The organism is Desulfobaccales bacterium, assembly GCA_041648175.1.
GTDB lineage: Bacteria > Desulfobacterota > Desulfobaccia > Desulfobaccales > 0-14-0-80-60-11 > 0-14-0-80-60-11.
The window spans coordinates 327,953-349,810 of record JBAZPO010000001.1 but is presented as its reverse complement, the minus strand read 5'-3'; the positions used below and the strand labels follow the sequence as shown (position 1 = coordinate 349,810).

The 21,858-nt window shown below is 56.1% G+C and carries 19 protein-coding genes; 8 read left to right on the top strand and 11 right to left on the bottom strand.

Going from position 1 to position 21,858, the window contains the following annotated elements; all coding sequences use genetic code 11:
- Nucleotides 1–16: 16 nt before the first annotated feature.
- The 5 genes from mraZ to WC600_01590 all read right to left on the bottom strand — a co-directional run bounded on the left by mraZ (nucleotide 17) and on the right by WC600_01590 (nucleotide 4,584).
- Complete coding sequence (gene mraZ / locus WC600_01610) at nucleotides 17–451, bottom strand: division/cell wall cluster transcriptional repressor MraZ (GenBank protein MFA4901419.1); 435 nt, start codon at nucleotides 449–451, stop codon at nucleotides 17–19.
- 374 nt (nucleotides 452–825) lie between these two features.
- Nucleotides 826–1,281 carry a Holliday junction resolvase RuvX gene (ruvX, locus tag WC600_01605; protein MFA4901418.1) on the bottom strand — a complete coding sequence of 152 codons (456 nt, stop codon included), beginning with the start codon at nucleotides 1,279–1,281 and terminating at the stop codon, nucleotides 826–828.
- A 589-nt stretch (nucleotides 1,282–1,870) separates the two neighbouring features.
- Nucleotides 1,871–2,365: a hypothetical protein gene (locus WC600_01600; GenBank protein MFA4901417.1), complete on the bottom strand. Its 495-nt coding sequence runs from the start codon at nucleotides 2,363–2,365 to the stop codon at nucleotides 1,871–1,873.
- 40 nt (nucleotides 2,366–2,405) lie between these two features.
- Nucleotides 2,406–3,890 carry a glycosyltransferase family 39 protein gene (locus WC600_01595; GenBank protein ID MFA4901416.1) on the bottom strand — a complete coding sequence of 495 codons (1,485 nt, stop codon included), beginning with the start codon at nucleotides 3,888–3,890 and terminating at the stop codon, nucleotides 2,406–2,408.
- A gap of 286 nt (nucleotides 3,891–4,176) precedes the next feature.
- Nucleotides 4,177–4,584, bottom strand: coding sequence for an EamA family transporter (locus WC600_01590; GenBank protein MFA4901415.1), 408 nt, complete (start codon nucleotides 4,582–4,584; stop codon nucleotides 4,177–4,179).
- A 125-nt stretch (nucleotides 4,585–4,709) separates the two neighbouring features.
- On the opposite strand from WC600_01590, the gene WC600_01585 reads away from it, so the two are divergent.
- The 4 genes from WC600_01585 (at nucleotide 4,710) to WC600_01570 (ending at nucleotide 10,108) form a co-directional block, all read left to right on the top strand.
- The gene (locus tag WC600_01585; GenBank protein MFA4901414.1) at nucleotides 4,710–5,891 is read left to right on the top strand and encodes an NAD(P)/FAD-dependent oxidoreductase; all 1,182 of its coding nucleotides are present in this window, start codon (nucleotides 4,710–4,712) and stop codon (nucleotides 5,889–5,891) included.
- Nucleotides 5,892–5,904: 13 nt separating this feature from the next.
- On the top strand, nucleotides 5,905–6,597 hold the full coding sequence (locus WC600_01580) for a glycerophosphodiester phosphodiesterase family protein (GenBank protein MFA4901413.1): 693 nt from the start codon (nucleotides 5,905–5,907) through the stop codon (nucleotides 6,595–6,597).
- A gap of 34 nt (nucleotides 6,598–6,631) precedes the next feature.
- Nucleotides 6,632–8,554 carry an aconitate hydratase gene (locus WC600_01575; protein MFA4901412.1) on the top strand — a complete coding sequence of 641 codons (1,923 nt, stop codon included), beginning with the start codon at nucleotides 6,632–6,634 and terminating at the stop codon, nucleotides 8,552–8,554.
- 132 nt (nucleotides 8,555–8,686) lie between these two features.
- Nucleotides 8,687–10,108: an aldehyde dehydrogenase family protein gene (locus WC600_01570; protein ID MFA4901411.1), complete on the top strand. Its 1,422-nt coding sequence runs from the start codon at nucleotides 8,687–8,689 to the stop codon at nucleotides 10,106–10,108.
- Between the two features lie 415 nt (nucleotides 10,109–10,523).
- On the opposite strand, the gene WC600_01565 is transcribed toward WC600_01570, so the two are convergent.
- Together WC600_01565 and WC600_01560 are read right to left on the bottom strand one after the other, a co-directional pair.
- Entirely contained in the window at nucleotides 10,524–11,018 is a 495-nt protein-coding gene (locus WC600_01565) for a universal stress protein (GenBank protein MFA4901410.1), read from the bottom strand.
- Between the two features lie 122 nt (nucleotides 11,019–11,140).
- Nucleotides 11,141–12,181 carry an HD domain-containing protein gene (locus tag WC600_01560; protein MFA4901409.1) on the bottom strand — a complete coding sequence of 347 codons (1,041 nt, stop codon included), beginning with the start codon at nucleotides 12,179–12,181 and terminating at the stop codon, nucleotides 11,141–11,143.
- A 550-nt stretch (nucleotides 12,182–12,731) separates the two neighbouring features.
- Here WC600_01560 and WC600_01555 point away from each other — a divergent pair.
- The 3 genes from WC600_01555 (at nucleotide 12,732) to WC600_01545 (ending at nucleotide 16,068) form a co-directional block, all read left to right on the top strand.
- A complete protein-coding gene (locus WC600_01555; protein ID MFA4901408.1) occupies nucleotides 12,732–13,994 on the top strand; it encodes a hypothetical protein in 1,263 nt (420 codons plus the stop codon).
- Between the two features lie 342 nt (nucleotides 13,995–14,336).
- Nucleotides 14,337–15,632 carry a sigma-70 family RNA polymerase sigma factor gene (locus WC600_01550; protein ID MFA4901407.1) on the top strand — a complete coding sequence of 432 codons (1,296 nt, stop codon included), beginning with the start codon at nucleotides 14,337–14,339 and terminating at the stop codon, nucleotides 15,630–15,632.
- Nucleotides 15,633–15,681: 49 nt separating this feature from the next.
- Nucleotides 15,682–16,068, top strand: coding sequence for a TraR/DksA C4-type zinc finger protein (locus WC600_01545; GenBank protein ID MFA4901406.1), 387 nt, complete (start codon nucleotides 15,682–15,684; stop codon nucleotides 16,066–16,068).
- Nucleotides 16,069–16,129: 61 nt separating this feature from the next.
- On the opposite strand, the gene WC600_01540 is transcribed toward WC600_01545, so the two are convergent.
- Nucleotides 16,130–17,062 carry a serine hydrolase gene (locus WC600_01540; GenBank protein ID MFA4901405.1) on the bottom strand — a complete coding sequence of 311 codons (933 nt, stop codon included), beginning with the start codon at nucleotides 17,060–17,062 and terminating at the stop codon, nucleotides 16,130–16,132.
- Entirely contained in the window at nucleotides 17,059–18,267 is a 1,209-nt protein-coding gene (locus tag WC600_01535) for a hypothetical protein (GenBank protein ID MFA4901404.1), read from the bottom strand. The genes WC600_01540 and WC600_01535 overlap by 4 nt, the downstream gene beginning before the upstream one ends.
- 295 nt (nucleotides 18,268–18,562) lie before the next feature.
- Here WC600_01535 and WC600_01530 point away from each other — a divergent pair, with 295 nt between their 5' ends.
- A complete protein-coding gene (locus tag WC600_01530) occupies nucleotides 18,563–19,888 on the top strand; it encodes an amino acid permease (protein MFA4901403.1) in 1,326 nt (441 codons plus the stop codon).
- A 100-nt stretch (nucleotides 19,889–19,988) separates the two neighbouring features.
- Here the strand turns inward: WC600_01530 and WC600_01525 are convergent, their stop codons facing one another.
- Together WC600_01525 and WC600_01520 are read right to left on the bottom strand one after the other, a co-directional pair.
- Nucleotides 19,989–20,945 (bottom strand): FkbM family methyltransferase, encoded by a 957-nt coding sequence (locus WC600_01525; protein MFA4901402.1) that lies wholly within the window; start codon nucleotides 20,943–20,945, stop codon nucleotides 19,989–19,991.
- Nucleotides 20,946–20,991: 46 nt separating this feature from the next.
- Nucleotides 20,992–21,798: a carbon-nitrogen hydrolase family protein gene (locus WC600_01520; protein ID MFA4901401.1), complete on the bottom strand. Its 807-nt coding sequence runs from the start codon at nucleotides 21,796–21,798 to the stop codon at nucleotides 20,992–20,994.
- Nucleotides 21,799–21,858 lie beyond the last annotated feature (60 nt).

Sequence of the window (21,858 nt, the reverse complement as noted above, 5' to 3'; positions counted from 1 at the left end):
GGATTGTGGACTGTGATTAGATCAGTAATTCGTGCAACATCCCTTCATCGATAGTTTCTTCCAAGTGCTTGCGATGGGACTCGAAGGTGCTACGGTCCCAAATTTCAAAACAGCGGATGGCCCCCACCAAACAGACCTCCCGGTTAAGCTTGGCGTAGTCCCGGAGATTTTGGGACACGAGGATGCGGCCCTGGCGATCCAGGGAACACTCCTCGGCGCCGGAAATTATGAACCGCTGCAAAGCTCTTACCCGATTGTCCAGTATCGGCTTCGCGGCCAGCCCTTCTTCGAATTTAAGCCATTCTGATTGCGGGAAAGCCAGGACGTAACCTTCCCAGTTGGTAATGATTATATGACGATCCTTGCGATCCTTGAGGGTCTCCCGGTAGCGGGCCGGAATGCTTACCCGTCCCTTGTTATCCATAGTGTGGAAATAGCTACCGGTAAACATGGTTCCCAGCCCCCATCAAATCCCACTCTATTCCACTTTTTCCCACATGTTGTCAAAATATGCCCTTTATTAGGGAAATGTCAAGAGAAAAGATAAGAATAGAAGAAAAATATCCCCCGAAGAAAGGTCCTCCGGGTCGCAAGATTCCGGGAAAAGAGGGGGTAGCAGGATCGTAGACCCCTGTTTCAGGGGAACGGGAATATCAGGATGGTTTGTTAGAATTTTGACGACTGTGAATATTATGCAATAATATCAATATGGTATATGAAAAGGGCTTGGGTTGAGCCAAGCCGGCCTAGGCTTACGAACTCTGGGGAGGGATACCGCTTCCGACGAGGAGTACCGCATTGCCGCGGCTATCTGAAATTTGTGGACTATAAGTTTAGCCCGAGGGAGTCCAGGTAACTCTGCAAGATGAGCACGGCGGCCAATTGATCCACCACCTGGCGCCGACGCCGGCGACTTACGTCCGCCTGTATCAGCACCCGTTCGGCCGCAGCAGTGGTGAGGCGTTCATCCCAAGGGATGACCTCAACCTTCAGGGCCTCACCGAGCGCGCCGGCGAACTCCATGATGCTCGTCGCGGCATCCCCCAGGCGGCCATCCATATGGCGGGGCAGGCCTACCACGATCTGCTGCACCTGATATTCACGGGCGATCTGAAGGATGTGGTCCAGGTCAGCCTGGCGGTTCCGGCGAATCCACACCTCCAGGCCTTGGGCCGTGATCCCCAAAGGATCGCTCACGGCCAAGCCGATACGTTTCTCGCCCATATCCAAGCCGAGAATTCGGCTGGCCTCGCGCTTAGGAAAGGTCTGGTCGTTGGTCATAGTGAGCTTTTAAGTTGCAATCTGGGGCTGGCAGCTGATTGAGCCGCTGGCCTGGTTGGAGGCATAATATCCGGCCATGATCCCCAACTGTACATGAAAAAGCCAGTTAATCGGAGGAAAAAGGAGGGAGTCGTAACTCATAGATATGGATAGCAGGCCGAACAGGACGAGCAGCCGGTACCAATCAGTGACTCCGGTGGACGTTGAGGACCGCAAGGATGCGAAGACGCCAGTGACCAGGAAGTCTCGCATCTGCGGAGTAGATTTAGCGACAGCATCGCTCAAGAATGCATTAATTACTCCAAGAGTAATTATCGAGACTATTAAGATTATTTCACAGCGATGATTTTTGTCTGTAAGAACCTGCCAAGAGTAAACCAGCCAAAGCATACCCCAAGGTAATAAGAAGATTATGATCTTATTCCAATAATCGATACGCTTGCCCAAAACATTTGGGGACCATAAAAGAACAACGAAGGCACAGGAGCCTAACAGGACATAAAAGGCAAGTCTATTAAGTAGTGAGGTTTTGAAAATATGAGATAAATATTTCATGAACGGGAGAATAGCAAATTAATATAATAGATTATTAATAAGATACTTTACTCAGTTCATCTAATTTGTTCTTTAATTTATCAAGTTCCTCATTGTATGAAGTTATTTTTTTTTCGAATTCTTTGTCATTCATCAATTCATCATTACGATTACGCATAAATTGCTGTTTTTTGTTGGATGGAATATTATTGAACAGGGCCTCGAGATTCTTAAGTTTTCTCTGCACCTTAACTTGGGTCTTGTAGGCCAAGTACATATTAATATTCCATGCAAATTTTGGCGAAAATGCTCTGATACATTCAGAGAAGGGTAGGTGGAGCATCCAGTCTACAGAAAAAGCCTGAGGAGATTGTCTATGAGCCAGAGACCATTCGAGATAATCAATTCTATACTGCAAAGATGGTAAGCCATCCCTTATGTGCCAATCCTCATTATTAACAGCCTGAACCTTTACTGCCCAATAATTATCTGGAAAAAAATAATCCTGAAAATCGGGCAGTTGCCACAAGCCCTGAACCATTACCGCCACAAGGCCCGCGGTAAGAAAAAACCTCCGTATTTTTGTTGATTTAACGAACATTTTGACGGGGACCGAGCTTTTTATAGATTTCGATTTCGGCCAAAGGCTGAGGGTCAGGAATGAAGCGATGCGCATAAGGGTCGGCGATGTTCCCAAATTCTTCGTCCGCAAATGGTAAAACTATCCGGCAATAATCCGAGCCCAGGGGGAGCTTTTCCTTAATGAAAAGCTCCGATTCATTTAAATGATAAGTCCGATTCCATCGGGTAACCCAACGGGGCACCACCCATTCGGGGGATTGAGAGAGGGCAATGGGGCCCTCCAAGCCACCGACCACCCGAAAAGGCGTATAGAATTGTAAAGGCAAATCACCATAGGTGGTCAGGATGGTATCCCCGGGTTGCGCGTGAGTTTGAAAAAAGTGGATGTAACTGCCGTTCACGTCGGGGTAGCCGGAGATAAGTTCAGTAAGAAAGAGCTTGAGGGGAATATTGGGGGAAGTGAGCATGTTACGGTCATTGAGCGTAGGCCGATTGGTGATGGTCAACCAATCCATGGGCACCAGATAAAGCCAGTTGGTAAATAGCAGGAGCAAAGCCAACAAAACCCCGGCAACTTTATAATAACGCCAGGTTTGTATAATGACCCACCCAAGGATAATAGCGCACAAAGGATAGAGGTGCATTAAATAGCGATGCTCACATTGGGGCGCCGGAGACAGGCACAAGATGTTGCCCAAAATAATTAAGGAGAGGAACAGGACGAATCTCTCTCCCGGTTCTTGTGGCAGGGCGGCACGAGGCGCTCGAAAAACCCGGCGCCATCTCCACAGCAAGTAGAGCGTTAGGGGAAGGGGAATCAGGTATTGCAGCAGGCCACCAAAATATTGTTCCAGATTTTTTGGAATCAGAGCCAGGTTTATTATTTTGGATTGGGCCTGGATTCTAAATAGGAATAAACCAGGTAAAATAATAATCAACGTAGCAATTATAATTATTGCAGTTCGCTTTAAAGGCAATTTTTCCGGATATAGCCAAATTGCCGCAACCAACGCAGGCAATAAAAAAGTAAAAAATAGTAAATAGTTTGTATGGAAAAGTAATCCAGCCGATAATGATAATAATAAAGCCGGAATAAACTTAGATTCCCAGTCATCCTTAAAAGCATAAAGACTAATTAAGGTGAGTAAAGCACCCAAGCTGTAATATCGGCATTGACGGGCATAGAGGAGAAAGGGAACGGAACAGGTTAAGAGGGCCGCTGAAATTAAGGCCCACGAGTAGTTATTAAAATTATGCCTCACTAAATAATAAACCAATAAGATGCACGCCAGCCCCATGATCGCATAGGGCAAGCGACCTGCGAAGGTGGTGAGCCCGCCGATCTTGAACGCGGCCGCGGCTATATAAATTTGGAGCCAGGGCGACCAGCGCCATAAATAGTTCTGGTCATACTCACGCCCCTGTTCCTGGGAAATGATATTCACCTCATCATAGGCCCGAGGCACGCCATATTTGAGGACATTTTTGGCCAAACCGGCGGTCTCGGCTTCATCCTGCCAGAAGGGCCGATGGTCTAAATGAAACAACAGAAGAAAGGCCCCCAAAGCAAGAATTGCTAAGAGAGGCAAGACGCGGTAAACCCGATGGGAGGGCTCTGCCATAATCCTTATCTTAGGAGTCGCAAGCAGAAAGTCTGGATAACGTGCATATGGAGAAATGGGGTCGGAAAAACACGTACATATCTTAGGTCATTTGATTGGAGATTTCAACTTTATTCAAAAAACTGAGTCAGAATAGATAGTTCCCTATTTGGTGGCATTATTCGGATAGTAGCCAGACGGCTGCCAGCGCCAGGGCGAGGCCAATCAGGTGCCGCAGGGTCAGGGCTTCCCGGAGGAAAATCCAGCTCAGAGCCACAGTGACCGCGGGATAAAGCGCGGTGAGGGGCACCACCACCAGGGCCGGACCCCGGGCCAGGGCCTCCAGGAAAAAGAGGAGCGCCACGGCCATGGCAATTCCGGAACCCACGGCGGCGCCAACTCCCCAAGGCTGCCAGGAGACCGGGCCTAGCCCCTCCATCAAAAGGTAGGCGACCACGACCAGGTGTCCGGAAATGGTCAGAAGATAGATCATGGGGGAGGGCAAATGTTGGGAGGCAACCTTGCCCAAAAAGCCCCACACGCCCCACAAGCCCACCGCCAGGAGGGAAAACCCCAGCCAATTCATCGTTGTCCACCAATCTTGCCAGCCATCCGTCTTTCATCTATTATACGAAAGTATGCCCAGGCACAAGGGCCAACTACTTTTTCCCTCAACCCCGACGTCGACATGCAGCCTAGCACTGGTGAACCATGACTCTCCCGGAGGTGACGCATGAGGTCGCCATCATCGGCGCCGGCCCCGCCGGAGCAACCCTGGCCCTTGAGCTGGCGCAAGGCGGGCTTAAGCCTGTCCTCATCGATAAGGCAGTCTTTCCCAGGGTCAAAGTCTGCGGCGGTGGCCTGACGATCAAAGCCTTGAAGTTTCTCCCGCCGGATATGGGCGAAGTCCTGGAAAATGAGATTCGCCGGGTAAAGTTAAGCTTCGGCCTTCGCCAGTCTTTTGCCAAAACCTCCTCTCAGTCCCTCATGTATACGGTGGAACGGAAACGCTTCGACGCTGCCCTGGTGGACCGGGTGCGGCGCGCCGGGGGCGGTTTCAGGGATGGAGAACGGCTGCAGCAGTTAGCTGCCGGTCCGGGGGACGCCGTAACCATTACCACCTCCAAAGGGAGCCTCAAGGCCCGGGTCGTGGTGGGAGCCGACGGCGCCCGGAGCCGGGTAGCCAGCAGCGTCGGGCTGCAGCCGGTAGATTTTTTCCACTTAGGGGTCCAGGTGGAGGTTCCCCAAAGTCTGATAGGCAAAAACGCCATTGATTTCACCGAAACAATTTTTCTGGATATGGGGAGCATTCCCAACGGTTATGCCTGGGGTTTCCCCCGGGGCGATCTCCGGGTCATCGGGGTTGGAGGTCTGCTGCACCAGGGTGCGCCGCTCAAGGCGTACCTGGCCCGCCTGCTGGCTCACTTTGGAGTGGAGCCGCACGCCTTGTCTTTATCGGCCCATCTTGTTCCCCACCGGATTACGCCCAAGCCCATCGTGCGGGACCGGGTCCTGCTGGTGGGCGATGCCGCGGGTTTGACGGATTTCTGGACCGGGGAAGGTATTTGTTTCGCCTTAGAAAGTGCTCACCTGGCGGCCCGCCAGATCCTCAAATTTTTCCGGGGGGATGCTAGAGCCCTCAACGACTACCAGGTCCAGGTTGACCGGAAGATCACCCCGGAGTTGGCGGCCTCCTTCCAGTTTTCCAAACTATTCAATTACCTCGGTCCTCTGGCTTTCAGGTTCTTGCGGCATTATGATTACCCCTGGGAGGTTTTTTGCCGCATCATGCGGGGGGACCGGTCATTTTTGGAGATCAAAAAACGCTTTCGGCCGGATATATTCTGCCGTAAACTCCTGATAAAATCTGCAAGAAACCGACCCATCGCCTGAAGAAGGGATAGTTATGCCAAATATTATGGGACACCGGGGAGCCCCATACGCGGAGCCCGAGAACACGCTGCGCTCGTTTCGGCGGGCGCTGGCTATGGGGGTGGCCGCGGTGGAACTGGACGTTCAGCTCACCAAAGACGGCCGCCTGGCCGTAATTCACGACGAAACCCTGGACCGGACTACCAATGGCCGGGGTCCGGTGAAGAATTTTTCCCTGGCGGAACTTCAGCGCCTGGACGCCGGCCAGGGGGAGCCGGTGCCCTCTCTGGAAGAGGTCTTTGGCCTGGTTAAGGGCAAGGCGCACCTGGTGGTGGAATTGAAACAACCGGAGGCCGCGCCGGCACTGTTAGTCTTTTTTCAGGAGCATCAAGCCTTTGAGTTCGCCACCGTCATCTCCTTCTGGCATCCGGCCCTCAAGGCCCTCAAAGAGCAGGAAACACGCCTGAAGACCGGTGTCCTCCTGGTGGGCTGCCCTGCGGACCCCGTGGGCCTGGCGCAGGCGGCCAAAGCCGACGCCCTGATCCTCCAGTACGCCTACGTCACTCCGAAACTGGTGGCCGCGGCCCACAACCATGGCCTCCTGGTCTACGTCTGGAACATCGACGATATCAACACGCTGCAACCCTATCTGATCATGAACCTGGACGGCATCGGCAGCAACCGCCCGGATGTTTTGATAGAATATCTAAGAATGATCGAGAGCTGAGGGGTCTTGTAAGCCCCTTCCCGAAAGGATTAACATGGGAAAAACCATTGTTGAACAGGTTATGGCCGCGCATCTGGTGTCCGGGGAGTTGACGCCGGGCAATGAGGTGGCGCTGAAGATTGATCATACTTTGACCCAGGATGCCACCGGCACCTTGGCCTATTTGGAGTTTGAGGCCATGGGGGTGGATCGGGCCAAACCTGAAGTAGCGGTGAGCTATGTGGACCACAATCTCCCCCAAACGGATTTTCGCAATGCCGACGACCATCGGTTCTTGCGGACCGTGGCGGCCAAATACGGCCTCTATTTTTCGCCGCCAGGCAACGGCATCTGCCACCAGGTGCACCTGGAGCGGTTCAGCGCCCCGGGCAAGACCTTGTTGGGGTCCGACAGCCACACGCCTACGGCCGGAGGGGCCGGAATGCTGGCCATCGGCGCCGGCGGGCTGGACGTGGCCCTGGCCCTGGCCGGACAGCCTTTTTATCTGCCGATGCCCGAAATCCTGGGGGTTAAGCTGACGGGACGGTTCCAGCCCTGGGTGTCGGCCAAGGACGTTATCCTGGAGTTGTTGCGCCGGCTAAGCGTTAAGGGCGGCCGGGGCAAAATCCTGGAATTCTTCGGGCCGGCCTTGCGTTATCTCAGCGTGCCGGAACGGGCCGCGATCACCAACATGGGGGCCGAACTGGGGGCCACCACCTCCATCTTCCCGGCGGATGCCCAGACCCGCAAGTTTCTGAAAATGCAGGGGCGCGAGGCGGATTTTCGTCCCCTTAAGGCCCTGGGGCGTCCGCAGTACGCAAACGTGCAGGAGGTGAACCTGGATCAGCTAGCCTCCCTCGTCGCCCAGCCCAGTTCGCCGGATAAGGTGGCAAAAGTACAGGATCTGGCGGGCCTGCCGGTGGAACAGGTGCTCATCGGGTCCTGTGCCAATTCGTCGTTGCGGGATTTGCTCATCGCGGCTCAGGCCTTGAAAGGGCGGCGGGTGCATCCCCGGGTCAGCCTGGAGATCAACCCGGGGTCCCGCCAGGTCCTGGAAAACCTCATTCTGGCCGGGGGCTTGTTGCCACTGATCGAGGCCGGCGCCCGGGTGATGCCGCCGGGCTGCTGGGGCTGCATCGGCATGGGCCAGGCTCCACCCACCAACGCGGTAAGTGTCCGCACCTTTCCCCGGAATTTCCCGGGCAGGAGCGGCACTAAGGACGATAAGGTCTACCTGGCCAGCCCCGAAACCGCGGTGGCCGCAGCCGTTTTCGGGGCACTCCGAGACCCCCGGGAACTGGGGGATTATCCCCGGGTGGCCGCGCCCCGTCACTTCGTGGTGGCCGGAGGCAATATCATCCCGCCGCCGCCACCGGGCGAGGCCTTCGAGGTGGTCCGGGGTCCCAACATCGTGCCTTTTCCGCAGCTTACGCCGCTGCCTGAAACCTGGCGAGGAGAGGTGTGGCTCAAAGTAGGGGATAATGTCACCACTGACGATATTATGCCCGCGGGCAGCCAGGTTCTGCCGCTCAGGAGCAACCTGCCGGCCATCAGCCAGTTTGCCTTTTCCCGACTGGACCCGGAGTTCCCCGAGCGTGTGCAGGGTAAAGGCGAAGGCGCGGTCGTCGGCGGCGAAAATTACGGCCAGGGCTCTTCCCGGGAGCACGCGGCGCTGGCGCCCCGGTACCTGGGGGTGCGGGTCAAGTTGGTGAAGAGCTTTGCCCGAATTCATTTGGCCAACCTGATCAACTTCGGCATCCTGCCCCTGACTTTTGAGAACCCCGGGGATTATGACCTGCTGTCCCAGGGCCAAACCCTGGAATTGCCCGGGGTTAAGCGGCTGATCCTGGACGGTGCGGAACGCCTGCCCCTGAAGGTCGGGGATAAAGAAATCTGGGTCCGGGTGGACCTGTCCGAACGCCAGCGCCGCCTCCTGGCGGTAGGTGGGGCCCTGAACCTGGCGAGGGAAGGGAAGTAGTAATGTAGTAATGTGGCGGGCACTGCCCGCCAAAAATGGTGCGCGGTGCGCACCCTACGCCAAGCACAGGCGAGACGCCTGCGCCACCGATTCTTAGGAACCTTTTAGGCCAGGCATTAAGGGGATTCAACCATGGAAACTAAAGGGTGTTTTATCAACGGCAAATGGGTGGATACTTCCCAGAGATTAAAGGTGACCTCTCCCTGGTCCGGGGAAGTGGTGGGCGAGGTTTCCCTGGCCGGGCCGGGGGAATGGGAGTCGGCCATCGTGGCGGCGGAGTTGGCCGCGGTGGCCTTGCGGAAGATGTCCAGCCTGGAGCGCCGGCAGATGTTGGAGGCTTTGGTGGCGGGGGTCAGGGAGCGCCAGGGGGAATTGGCCGCCACCATCGTGGCCGAAGGCGGCAAGCCCATCACCTTTGCCCGGGGCGAGGTGAGCCGGGGGCTGATGACGCTGTCGATCGCGGCCGAGGAAGCCGAGCGCCTGGGGGGTGAGGTGCTGCCGCTGGACTTGACCCGGGCCAGCGCCGGACGCTGGGGCATCACCCGGCGCTTTCCCATCGGGCCGGTGCTGGGGATCACGCCGTTTAATTTCCCGCTTAACCTGGTGTTGCACAAGGTGGCCCCGGCCCTGGCCGCGGGCAACCCCATCATCATCAAGCCGCCGTCAGCCTGTCCCTTAACGTCTCTGAAACTGGCGGAGATTTACGATCAGGCCGGATTGCCCGCGGGTGGACTCCAGGTTATGGCCAGTTCAAGCGCTCTGGCAGAAACCGCGGTAGCCGACGACCGTCTGAAAGCTTTGTCGTTCACCGGCAGCGCCGCGGTGGGGTGGGCCTTAAAGGGCAAGGCCGGGAAAAAACGGGTCATCCTGGAGTTGGGGGGCAACGCTGCCTGCATCGTGGATAAGGGCGCGGACCTTACCTGGGCGGCCAAGCGGGCCGCTATCGGCTCCTTTGCCCACGCCGGCCAGGTCTGCATCGCGGTGCAGCGGCTCCTCGTGCACCGGGAGGTCTATGAGCCCTTCAAGGAGATTTTTCTCAAGGTTATCGAGCAGGAAATCCTGGCCGGCGACCCGGCTGTCGAGGCGACGGTCATCGGCCCCATGATCGATGCTAAAGCCGCGGCGAAGGTAAGGGAGTGGGTCCAGGAGGCCAGGGACGGCGGGGCCCGTTTAGTGGCAGGGAACCCCGGGGCGCGCAATCTCATCCCTGCCATGGTGCTGGAGGCGGTGAGCCGGGAAATGAAGGTTTGGAGCCAGGAAGTCTTCGGGCCGGTGGCGGTGCTGGCGCCCTTTGAGGATTTCTCCCAGGCACTTACGATGGCCAACGATTCGGACTATGGCCTCCAGGCCGGGGTTTTCACTGACAATCTGGCTAACGCCTGGCAGGCTTTTGAAACCCTGCAGGTGGGGGGCGTGATTATCAATGATGCCCCGGTCTTTCGGGTGGACAATATGCCCTATGGCGGGGCCAAGGCATCGGGTATGGGGCGGGAAGGCGTGCGCTATGCCATGGAGGAGCTTACAGAACTGCGGCTTCTGGCGTTGAAGGTTTAGGGGGGCATATTAATGGGAGCCAAAAGGAGATTACTTCCCCCTCACCCTATCCCTCTCCCCCATTGGGGGAGAGGGGATAATAGGAAAGACTTTTGGGCTTCTTGGAAAATTGCCGGACATTGTAGTCGCAGGCTTCAGCTTACATGAGCACAGGCTAGAAAGCCTGTGCTACCGGCGAATTTATAAATACTCATATAAGGTTTCGACCTGACTTTATAACTATCTGAAAGTCCTTCTAAGAGGGAGGGAAGTGGCGGTGCCCAAGCAGAGCTTGGACCAGAAGTGGCGTTCCCGGGCTTTCGCTTGGGAACGAGGGCGCAAAGAGGCTTTTTTGAAATGCTATAAGGGGAGCACCTGGGCAAACCCCTCTGCTCCCCTGGCGGGCACGATTAAGGAATAAAATCAAACTCTTTACTTAAGGGAAATTTTCTCCCGGTACCTGGGAATACACCTCTTTCAGCAAAGGCGCCTTGAATGCCATGGTCCGCAGCAACAGCACCGGGACGGTGGCGTGGGAGGCGACTTTGTCGGCCACGCCGCCCATGTACCAGGCCACTTCACCAGCGCCGTGGGTTCCCATGACGATGAGGTCGTAGCCTTTGTCCTGGGCAAAAGCGATGATCGCCAGAGCCGGCACCCCGTCTTCGCAGAACCAGTCGGCATCCACTCCCTGGGCCTTGAGGTCCTGACCCGCCTGAGCCAGGAAGGTCATGCAGAATTTATCTTCGTGGGCTTCTGCGGCTTTGATCGTTGCCGGAGTGCCCTCCCCGGCGAAAGCGCCAACGCCGCTATAGCAGGCATGGAAGAGGGTCACCTTGGCGTTGAAGGTCTTGGCCAGTTCAATTACCTTGGGGAGAACTTTCGCCGCAATTTCCGAGCCATCCAGAGGAACCAAAATCTTCGTAAACATTGTCGCCCTCCTGGTTAAACATTCGCTGGGTCCGCGGGCTAAGAGCCTGGCAGCCCAATCCTACTTATATTAAAAATAAGACAGTTTTGTAGAATGTCAACTCAGCTCATGGAAATCTTTAATTATTTTTCGGCTGCCTCGTCCGGCTCCCCGTTTTGGCCGGCAGAGGAGCCACCCTTGTAGAGTCCCCGCTGCAAGACCCGATGATAGCTGGTGAAATCACCTGCGCCGGTGTCGCTCTCCAAGTGTTGGCTCATCATTTTCAGCTTGGCGTCCAGGTCGTCCAGGAAATTGACCAGCAGGGCTTCCCGGGTTTTGGGGGGGATGGGGGAGCCGAACTCCAGGGAGCCGTGGTGGGATAAAATGATGTGTTCCAGTTGCAGCAGGAGGGTGGGGTCGGGGAACTCCAGGGTCTGGGCTTCTCTGCGCACCAGATCCCAGCCCAGGACGATGTGGCCCAGGAGTTGGCCGCTCACGGTGAGCTCAGGCGCGGGGGGGTTGGCGATCTCGATGATCTTACCCAGGTCGTGGAGGATAGCCCCGGACAGGGCCAGGTCCCGGTTCAGGTCGGGATAGATGTTGAGGGAGGCCAGGGTGTGGCGGGCGACGAACCAGGTATGTTCCAAGAGGCCGCCGAGGTAAGGGTGGTGATAGAGGCGGGCTGCGGGACAGACCAGGAATTCCTCCCGGTGGCGGTTAAGGAGATTGAGGACCAGTTGCGCAAGGGGCGGACCGATCTGGGTTTCAGCCAACTGGCAGAGTTCCTGCCATAATTCCTGGCGGTCGTACGGGGTGGCCTGGACGAGCAGGTCCGGGTCATACTCCCGGAGGTCCCGGCCCATGGCCCGGAGGGCCTCGACGGTGTTGATATACTGGACATTGAGCTGGAATTCGCCTTTGTAGGACTCGACTTGCGCCTGAACTCCCACATGATCTCCCGGGGTAAAGGGGCCGGGGCATTTGGCCACTACCTTGCTCCAGACCTTAGCCACCATAGTGCCGGTCTTATCACCCAGGACCAGGGAAAAATAAGGGTTGCCGGATTTATCGGTGCGGCTTTCGGCCTGGCGCACCAGGAAATATTGCTGCACCACGGCGCCGTCCTGCAGGCGGGCAATAGGTTGATGGGGCATGATCCGGGCCTCCCGGTAAGATGGGGGCATGATACTCCGGGAGTGTGGAGGGGGTCAAGGAGATATCCTGGTGCATTTGGTTTGAAGTGAAAGACCCTACTTTGAAGATTGAGACCCCCAAAAATGGTATCGATTATTATATCAGGCGCTGCGCGCAAGGAATGGATGGTGGTGCGCGGGTGCTATAAACAAATAAATCTTAACATTATTATTAAAAATAATAATTAATCCTGGTTTGGGTTCACAAAGAAAATGTAATTAAGAAAAGTGATACAAAGTTGTTGAAAATTGATAGCGCATAATTACAAAATAATATACAGTACACTTTAAGCAAAATAAGGACAAACTTCTCCTGAGACACGGGCGGAAAGCCTGAAAGTCCTGCTGGGTTAAACGAAATATTCGGGTGGCCGGGGAAGAGTTGTCAGGCTTTTTGCTTAGAGGAGGTGGATCGGGGAAAATTACGGGCAAGGTGTAAGGTGGGCAGGGGTAAATGGATGTGTCCCAAATTTCTATCCAAGGGAACAGGGAATGTCCTCGGAAGCCTTGGATGCTCCCCTATGTGTGGAGGGATGACCCCATGCGGAAAACGTGTGTGTTAATTATGGTGCTGGCTCTGGCCCTGGCGGCAGTGGGAATAGCCAATGCGGCCTCGGAAGCGGAAAAACAGGCGGCAATTCAATCCGGATTATCGTGGCTGGCGTCCCAGCAACAAGCCGGAGGCTATTGGGCTTACGGCGGGAATGAAAGAGCTTCCACCGCCGCCGCCCTACTGGCGTTCTCTGAACAGAAGCTTAAGCCGGGCGGCTGGTTTGGCGCAGATTACACCGCCGTGGTCAATAACGCAGCAAATTTCCTGTTACAGCAGACCAAGCTGTTCACCTATCCGTCGGCTAACTGGTCGGGGTTCAGTGGTGTCGGCTATGGTTTCGAATGGTATGGCGGTGATCGCAATCGCTCAACTTACGAATCCGGCCTCACCATTCCGGCTCTCAGCCGATATGCCGCAAGCTTACCCGGCTTAGGCGTGAATACAGTCATCGCAGGCACCGGCAACGCCAATGTGGATGGCAAAACTTATGCCGAGGTCATCCAACGCGGCGTGGATTCCTTTATCTGGGGCCAAAGAGGTCCTGCAAATGGCAACTTTTATGGCGGCTGGAGATATCATCCCGAATGGACGGATGCCGATAATTCCACAGCTCAGTGGCCTCCCGTAGCCATGCTGTATGCCAAGGCCTTGGCCGGAGCCTCAGTTCCGGCTCAAACACCGAGCGCTTTGCAAATTTGGATTAACTACATTCAAAACGACGTCAGCGGCGGGTCCGGGTATGATAACCCCAATAACATCGTCAACGAAGCCAAAACTGGCGGGTTACTCATTGAGATGGTCTTTGCCGGCGGAGGCGGTGATATGGCTGCCGCCCTCAATTATCTGAATAATAACTGGCTGAATACCGCGAACAGCACCTGGGACGGCAACTTCGGGCATCCTTACGCCATGTGGTCCATCTACAAGGGGCTAGAATCGACCATCGGGTTGGACGACGAGACTACGATTACAAACCTGCACGCCGACCCGGGCGATATTGACAACCCCAATCACGGTTGGAACTGGTGGGAGGATTACTGTAATTCTTTAGTTGATTCACAGAATGCGGATGGTTCCTGGAGTGGGTATTCGTATTGGACCGGTCCTTTGGCGACCGCCTGGGATATCAATATCCTGAACGCCACCGCAGTGCCCCCTCCGGTGATTCCCATACCCGGGAGCGTAGGCCTTTTGGGCACAGGCCTCTTGAGCCTACTGGGGGCAGGCTGGTGGCGGCGGCGTAAGGCCTAACCGCACAGCTTGAATCACCCTGGTTACAGAAGCGGCCACCTGCTCCGGCGGGGTGGCCGTTTTTATGTGGAGGAAGGAGGAGCGATGCTCTGAAGCCCATGCGGGGGTCAAGGAGGGGCTCGGACAATTTTTGGGATATGGAAGAGATTTCGTCTATAATGGCGATTGACTTTGGCGCAAAGATTATTATTTTAAAACAACTGGATAAATTCCGGAAAAATGCCGATAAAGAGAAAAGGTGGGCGAAGGTGGTTAACATTTTATCTTGACACGAGTCTATTATAAGTTAGAATAACCACTTTAACCTTTTACGACCTTGCGCACCAAAACAGGATGAAATCCATGGAAAAGGATTACCTTAAGAAATTTATCGACATTGGCGGGAATGAATTTCTGGCCTACGACCAGTTTCATCTCCCTGAAGAACAGGAAGGGGAAGCTCTAGACTTCCGCGCGCCCTTTGAGGGCGCAGCTGACGAAGAATTGGACGTTACCGAGCACCTGGACGCCTCCGGCTACGGCCCCGTAGCGGCAGAGGGGGGCGATGAGGAAATAGATGATGTCATCGAAGCCGATGACATTCCCGAACACGAAGGCTTGGTAGCCGCCTATTTCCGGGAGATGCTGCGGTATTCGATTTTGTCGCCGGAAGAAGAGCGGACTTTGGGGCGCATAATCAAAGAGGGTCAGGATAACATCCTGCAATTGGTGTCCCTTGCCCACTCCGAACTGGAGGAAGTCCGCTACCTGCAAAAGAAGGTTCAGCATTGGGATGAGACCCCGGACAAAAGCGCCCAGGGCAAGGAAAAGCTTTTCAAGGTGATTCACCAAAAACTTCTCATGGTGTTGAAGCACCATCCGGAAGCCACCGAAGTCAAAGACCTGGCCGACCAGATCAAAGCGACGGAGGATGAAGTCAATCAGGCCCGGGACCAGATGATCAAGGCCAATCTGCGCCTGGTGGTGAGTATCGCCAAGAAATATCTGCATCGGGGATTAACCTTCTCGGATCTGATCCAGGAGGGCAACCTGGGCTTGATGAAGGCCGTGACCCGGTATGACTACACCACCGGCTACCGCCTGAGCACCTTTGCATCCTGGTGGATTCGGCAGACCATTACCCGGGCTATTTATGACAAGACCCGGACCATTCGGATTCCGGTGCATCTGCAGGAGATCCGGAACCGGTGCTATCGGGCCTTCTATGACCTGCTCAAGGAACTGGGCCGGGACCCGAGCTTAAAAGAGATTGCCGAACGCTCCGGGGTCCAGGAGGAAAAAATCCTCCTGGTGACCAACCTGGCGGATGAACTCATTTCGCTCGAGACACCGGTGGGCGATGAAGGCGATCGCCTGGGCGATTTCATTCGCAATGACAAGGCGGTATCGCCTTACGAAGCCATTCTCGAATCCCAACTGGGCGAGAAGACCGACTCCATTTTGACCACCCTCACCGCCCGGGAAGAAAAGATCATGAAGATGCGGTTTGGGATCGGCGAGGAAGTGGAGCATACCCTGGAAGAAATCGGCCGGGCCTTCAAGGTCTCCCGGGAGCGTATCCGGCAGATTGAAAAAAAGGCCCTAAAGCGGCTGAAGCATCCCACCCGCAAAGCGGCCCTGGAAGATTTTCTGGAATAAGGTCGGGGTTCTGATGTGGCCCCGGCATCGATCCTGGAGGTAGTGTAAGATGGCAGGACCGAGCTCTGAGAAATTAGACGAGGTAAAAGAGCGCTTGCTGGATCGGAAGCGGCGCCTCTGGCAGGAAGTTAAGCAACAGCTCAAGAGCAATATCGGCGACGGTTATCAGGAGATGCTGGCCGCGGCCCGGGACGAAGAGGACCAAGCCACCGTCAGTTTGATGGCCGAAACCAATCTCACCCTCTTGGGACCGAAACGGCAGGAGTTGGAGGCCATCGAAGAGGCCCTGAACCGCTTGGAGAACGGCAGTTACGGGTACTGCGAGGTCTGCGGCCAGCCCATCGAGCCCAGGCGGCTGGAGATCATGCCCGAGGCGCTTCTCTGCCGCAACTGCATGTCCCATCGGGAAAAGCTGGCCAAGGCCACGTCCCGCTGATCCTTTAACCCTATTGGCATATCCTGAAACGGGGGATTTGATCCCCCGTTTTTTTTTCGCCCTACCGGCGGGGCCTTAAGATTTGTTCCGCCAGGCGCGCCAACTTTCTCAGGATTTGCTCACCTTGCTGGTGCTCAACCAGGGCCACCAGGATATACCGCTTTAAGGGTTGACCCCACACCAAGATTGAATCTGAATACCATATCCTAAACTCCCCGGATTTCCGGTACATGCGATTGGGCGGCACCTCTTTCTCCAGGACGCTGACAAACTTATCGTGCAGGTCCGGAAAAGCCAGGATCTTGAGCATTTGCCGGGAACTCTCCGGGTTGATGAGCCTGCCATAAGCCAGTAAGTAATAGAAACGGCAAACCTGGTTGACCGTCGCGGCTTGAATCAGGTTTTTCAGGGGTTCGGGATTCTGTTCGCCATCTCGCGCAAAAGAGCCTCCCACCCAGATTCCCCCACCTTTTTTGGCATCGTAAAATTGATAGCGCGGGTCCAGGATGACCCGTTCAATTTTCTTTAACCCGATCCGGGCAACCATTTGGCTCGCAGCGAAATTATCCGACCGGCGGATCATCTCGATGAGATCGGCTCGAATCTGCGAGGTTTCTTTGAGGCTGCCGTCTTGGAAACCCTGGAAGGCCGCCAACAAGATGGCGAGCTTGGGGAGACTGGCGGCGTACATCATGGTATTGCCGTTAACCTGGGCAAACCGGGGCCTGGCCGGGTCAGAGAGGTCCACCAGACCCACGGCCATTTTCCCGGTGCTGATCAGGGCCTGCCAGAGTTTTTCCCTTTGCAAGGCCTGGTTCAGCTTGGCCTGGAGTCCCTGGTCCTGCCGTTGGTCTAAACGACGCCACTCTGCGTTCGGCACCCTGAGCGGCAGGGGCGGAGAGGTTGCCCCCTCACTTTTCAGGCTCACCGGGATCACCGCAAGCAGGCCGAGCAGGAGGGCGGTAGCGAGGTTTGGGTAACGCTTTAAAATCATTTTAAATCGCCGGAAGCCAATTCCACCTTCTTGGACGCGAGCATGAGGTTGGAGGTGTTTAACCGGTGACAATAGTCGATCCCGAAGGGGAGGGGAAAAACGTTCGCGCTTCCTTTATAAATTTCCGCCAAATCCTTTTGCTGGAAATTTTTGAAGTACTGGATGGGACTGGTGTAGGTTCCGAAAAACTTCAAATTCCAGGCGGTCTGGTCGAAGTACTTCACGGGAATGGCCGAATCGCCTTCCAGCACATAATGACTCTGATCCAGGATAAACTGCCTGATGCCAGCATATCTCGGCTTGTGCATCAGATAGGAGGCCGCTTTGGCAAAGGTGGTGAGGGGACCGAAACCTTTCAGGAACGAGACAAACTTCTCGTGACGCTTGAGGGAATCATCACGCAGATTAAACCGGAAGTAGTAGAGGGTTTGCGTGTCCTCGGAACCGGGCCGGGCAAAATTGATACGCACCCCGGCAACGTCGTCCCGGCTGACCAGCCTCGGGCCTACAGCAGGCGATTCCTCGATCGTGCCATCCGGTTTCATGACCCAATACCGAACGTCTGTAACCTGGGTCTTTTCCCTGGCCAGAAAGAACAATAAGACCGGGAGAATCCCCTTCAGCTCCGGCTCTCCCAGGGAATTTTTCAATTTTTCCGTTATAAAAAAGTTCAGTTGGAGAAGATCGTAAAGGGAGCGTTCCAAATGGGCAAAGAAATGGTTTGCAGCCGCGGCGGAAAAATCCGGAATCTCGCCGACAGGTTCCAAGGCGATCATCAGGTAGGTTTTGGCGTGGGGGAAAAGGGCATACATATTGACGAAATCCGGGCCGCTGAAGGGATAAAAAACGGTGGCGGCGCCGGCAGTGCCGAGCTCCTTGGCGGCCCACTCCCGCATGGGCGCCAGATGCCTGGCGTCGAACCGCTCCCAGCTCTGGTTGATAAATTTGGCATATTTGATCCAGGCCGGTTTATTTTCAGAGGCGGCCAGAGCGCCCCCAGGGTTCGTGAGACCGGCGATAAAGCGGGCGCCATCATTATAGGCGGGGTTTCGGGCCGCAATCGGTGCGGTTTGCAGGCCGGTCTGGGCGTCCCTCCGGGAGTCAGAATCAGAATCCCCCCCGAGAGCAGGAACCGAAACGAGAGCGAAGAGCAGGACTAGCGTAACAGAGCGATATAAGGTTAATTTTCTGATAACCGCGACCATTTATTGTTCCTGACCGGATGGATTTAAAAACCTTGGTTATGGGATATGAGGAGACTGGCCGCGGCTATTTTCACCGGGAGCCCGATTGCCAGTATAAACCAATATACATTGGTGAACATGAAAAATTGCCGTCCGGGCAAGAACCCTGGCATCGTCGCCTTCCTGGCTGGTTTATGGCATACTTAATCCTCATTGCCAAAAGAGCTTCTTGCAAAACGCCGGACATTATGTAGTCGTAGACGTTAGCCTACATGAGCACAGGCTAGAAAGCCTGTGCTACCGGAAGGAGACTGGGGTGGAGGGAGTTCCGAAGCAAGAACTTTCGCTGTTTGATTCAACCTGCATCATTGTGGGGATCATCATCGGGGCCGGCATCTATGAAACCGCGCCGACCGTGGCGAAATGCCTGGGCAGCGGGCCGGGAGTCATGCTTGCCTGGCTGGCGGGAGGGTTGCTGGCGCTGACGGGCGCCCTCTGTTATGCGGAACTGGCCACCACCTATCCTCGGGAAGGAGGGGACTACATTTACTTGACCCGGGCCTATGGCCGCGGGTCGGGCTATATGTTCGGCTGGTCCCAATTGGCGATTGTCAGGCCCGGCGATATTGCCCTCATGGCCTTTATCTTTGCCCGTTACGCCCAGACGCTGTATGCTCCTTTTGGAGACCGCGGGCTGTTCTATGCCGCGGCCGCCATCATGGTGCTGACCGTCATCAACATCTGCGGCGTCAAAGCGGGGAAGTTTACGCAAAACCTGCTCACCGTAATTAAGATCGTGGGACTGGTGGCTATCAGTGTAGTCGGGCTGATGGCTCCGCCCCAGACACCTCCGCCTGGTGCTTCTGGGACTTTCTCAGGGGAAGGGCTGCAACTGGCCTTTATCCTGGTGTTGTTCACGTTCGGCGGCTGGAACGAAATGGCCTACGTCGCCGCGGAGATCAAGCGGCCGCAGCAGAATATCGTGCGCGGCCTGGTGATCGGGACCGTCGCGGTCACCGCTCTCTATCTCTTAATCAATAGCGCTTTCCTCTCCGCCTTGGGGCTGATGGGCCTGTCCAACTCCCAGGCGGTGGCCGTGGAGATGATGAGCAAGGTATTTCCTCAGGCGGCCGGGCGGGTTATCGCAATCCTTATTTGCATCTCGGCCCTGGGGGCGGTCAATGGTCTGATCTTTACCGGGGCGCGGATTTCCTATGCCCTGGGGGCCGATCATAAATCCTTCCGGCCTTTGGGCAGGTGGAGCGGACGCTTCGGCACCCCGGTATGGGCCCTGGTCGCTCAGGGGTCCTTAAGCCTGGTCATCGTCTTAACGGCCGGTTCTTTTGTCGATACTATCCTGTATACCGCCCCGGTGGTGTGGCTGTTCTTTCTTGCCACGGGGCTCTCGGTTTTCGTGCTCCGGCGCAAAGAGCCGCACATACCGCGCCCTTATAAGGTCACGGCTTATCCCCTGGTTCCCCTGGTCTTTGCCGCGTGCTGCATTTTCATGTTGTTCAGCTCCACGTCATACGCCCTGGCCAAAAAGCCCGTGGGTCTGCTGTTCCTGGGGGCGATACTGTTGGTGGGGGTGATAGTCTACCGACTTAGCAAGGGACGGAGGGGATCAGGGGAAGGGGAATAAGGCGGTGCATTTGTCCATATACCACCCCCACCCTGACCCTCCCCCATCAAGGGGGAGGGAAGAAAGAAAGGCATTTCTTTCCCGCCCTGACTAATATTTATTATGGATTTATCGTGGCTCGGCAGCAAGGCGGGGGCATAGAGATATAAGAGCAGGTGACCGGCAGCAGCGCGGCTTTGCGGCGGTGGGTCTCGACCTCAGGGTTGAACCAGAAGATATTCCGGCCTTTGACCGCGTCAAGGTCAGTGGTGGCGTACCAGCGGCCTTTGCGCAGATGCGCGGCCCGGTAGCCGAAGGCTTCCAGAAATTGCCGGATAGCCGCTTTGCTGGCTCCCGCGGCTTTCAGGTTCTTTTCTTCCATTTCCATCAGGAACATGGGGGGAGATTGGGAGATGAGGCGCTTAGCCCCTTGGAGCACGGCCAACTCCGCACCTTCGGCGTCCAGTTTGATCAGGGTGGGCGGGCGCAAATTCTCTGTGGTCAAGAATTGATCCAGGGCCACCGTGCGGCAGACCTCGCGCCCGGCCTGGCCGCCGCCGGATAGAAAGAGGCTGGCGCTAGAGTCGGCAATGTCGCCGGAAACGTGGAGCACCGCCTCGCCCTCACGGTCGCTGACGGCCACGGGGTAAGTCTGGATATTCCCATAAGGATTCAACGAGATATTTTCCGTGAGCCGGGCGTAGGCATTTTTGCCCGGCTCAAACGCGACGATCTGGCCGCGGTTCGCCAAAGCCGTGGCCGCCACCAGGGTAAAATAGCCGACATTGGCGCCGATATCCCAGAAGACGTCGTCGTTTTCCAAAAGACTCGCCACCAGATCGGCTTCGTAGCGCTCGTGATAGTGGCCGTAAAAATAGACTTTGAGCTGCTCCGGGTCGTGCAGGTCAAGGTTCATCATAAAACCCTTGTCTAGGCGAACCACAGCAAAACGGTTGGTCGGGGCCAGCCCGGCATGGAGGCGTGCGTACAAAAAAGCTTTGCCGTCCCGCAGGGGAAATTTGCTGAGGTACCAGCGGAAGAGTTTTCGGGCACCGGGTTTAATCCAACTTTCAGGCATTTTTCCTTCCGAGGCAGGGCGGGTTTGAAATCCGCCCCTACGTTTTTCAGTGCAGGCGGCGGTGACGCAGGGCCGGTAACTCCCGGCGCAGGCGCTGCAACCGCTCATAGTCAAGCTCGGCCAGGATCACCCCTTCGCCGTCAGGGGCCTGGGCCAGAAGCGTCCCCCAGGGGTCGACAATAAGGGAGCGCCCGTAACTCCGGCGGCCGGGCACGTGCTGCCCAAACTGGGCCGGGGCCACCACATACGCTAAATTTTCGATGGCCCGGGCCCGGAGCAGCACTTCCCAATGATCCCGGCCGGTGGTGGCCGTAAACGCCGCGGGCATGAGGATGAGATTGGCTCCCTGGCTGACCTGGGTTCGAAAGAGTTCGGGAAAGCGCAAATCATAGCAGATAGCAAGTCCCGCGGTGAAAGATGTCCCCGGCAGCGCCACGGTCACCACTGCTTCCCCTGGTTGGGTGTGCTCCGACTCCCGGAGGGGCGGGGGGCCGGGCAAGTCCACGTCGAACAGGTGCAGCTTGCGATAATGGGCGATGATCTTGCCTTGGGGAGCCAAAAGGAGGCTGGTGTTGTACGGGCGCGCTTTTCCAGGGCTGCGCTCGGGAAAGGAGCCCAAGAGCAGAAAAATGCGCAGCTTGGCGGCCAACTCCCGAAAACTGGTCACCAAGGGGCCGTCCAGGGGCTGGGCTGCGGCTGCGGTGTCGGCATCGCTTCCCAGGCAGGCAAAATGTTCAGGAAGGGCCACCAGTTGAGCACCCCGGGAGGCGGCCTCCTCCACCAGCGTCTGGGCTCGGGCCAGGTTGGCTACCTGGTTCGGGGTAGAGTTGAGTTGTATTGCCGCGACCCACATGATGGACTTCTCTCAGGCAATAGGCTGGAACTTAGAGGTGAAGGGCGGACGCCCGCGAGC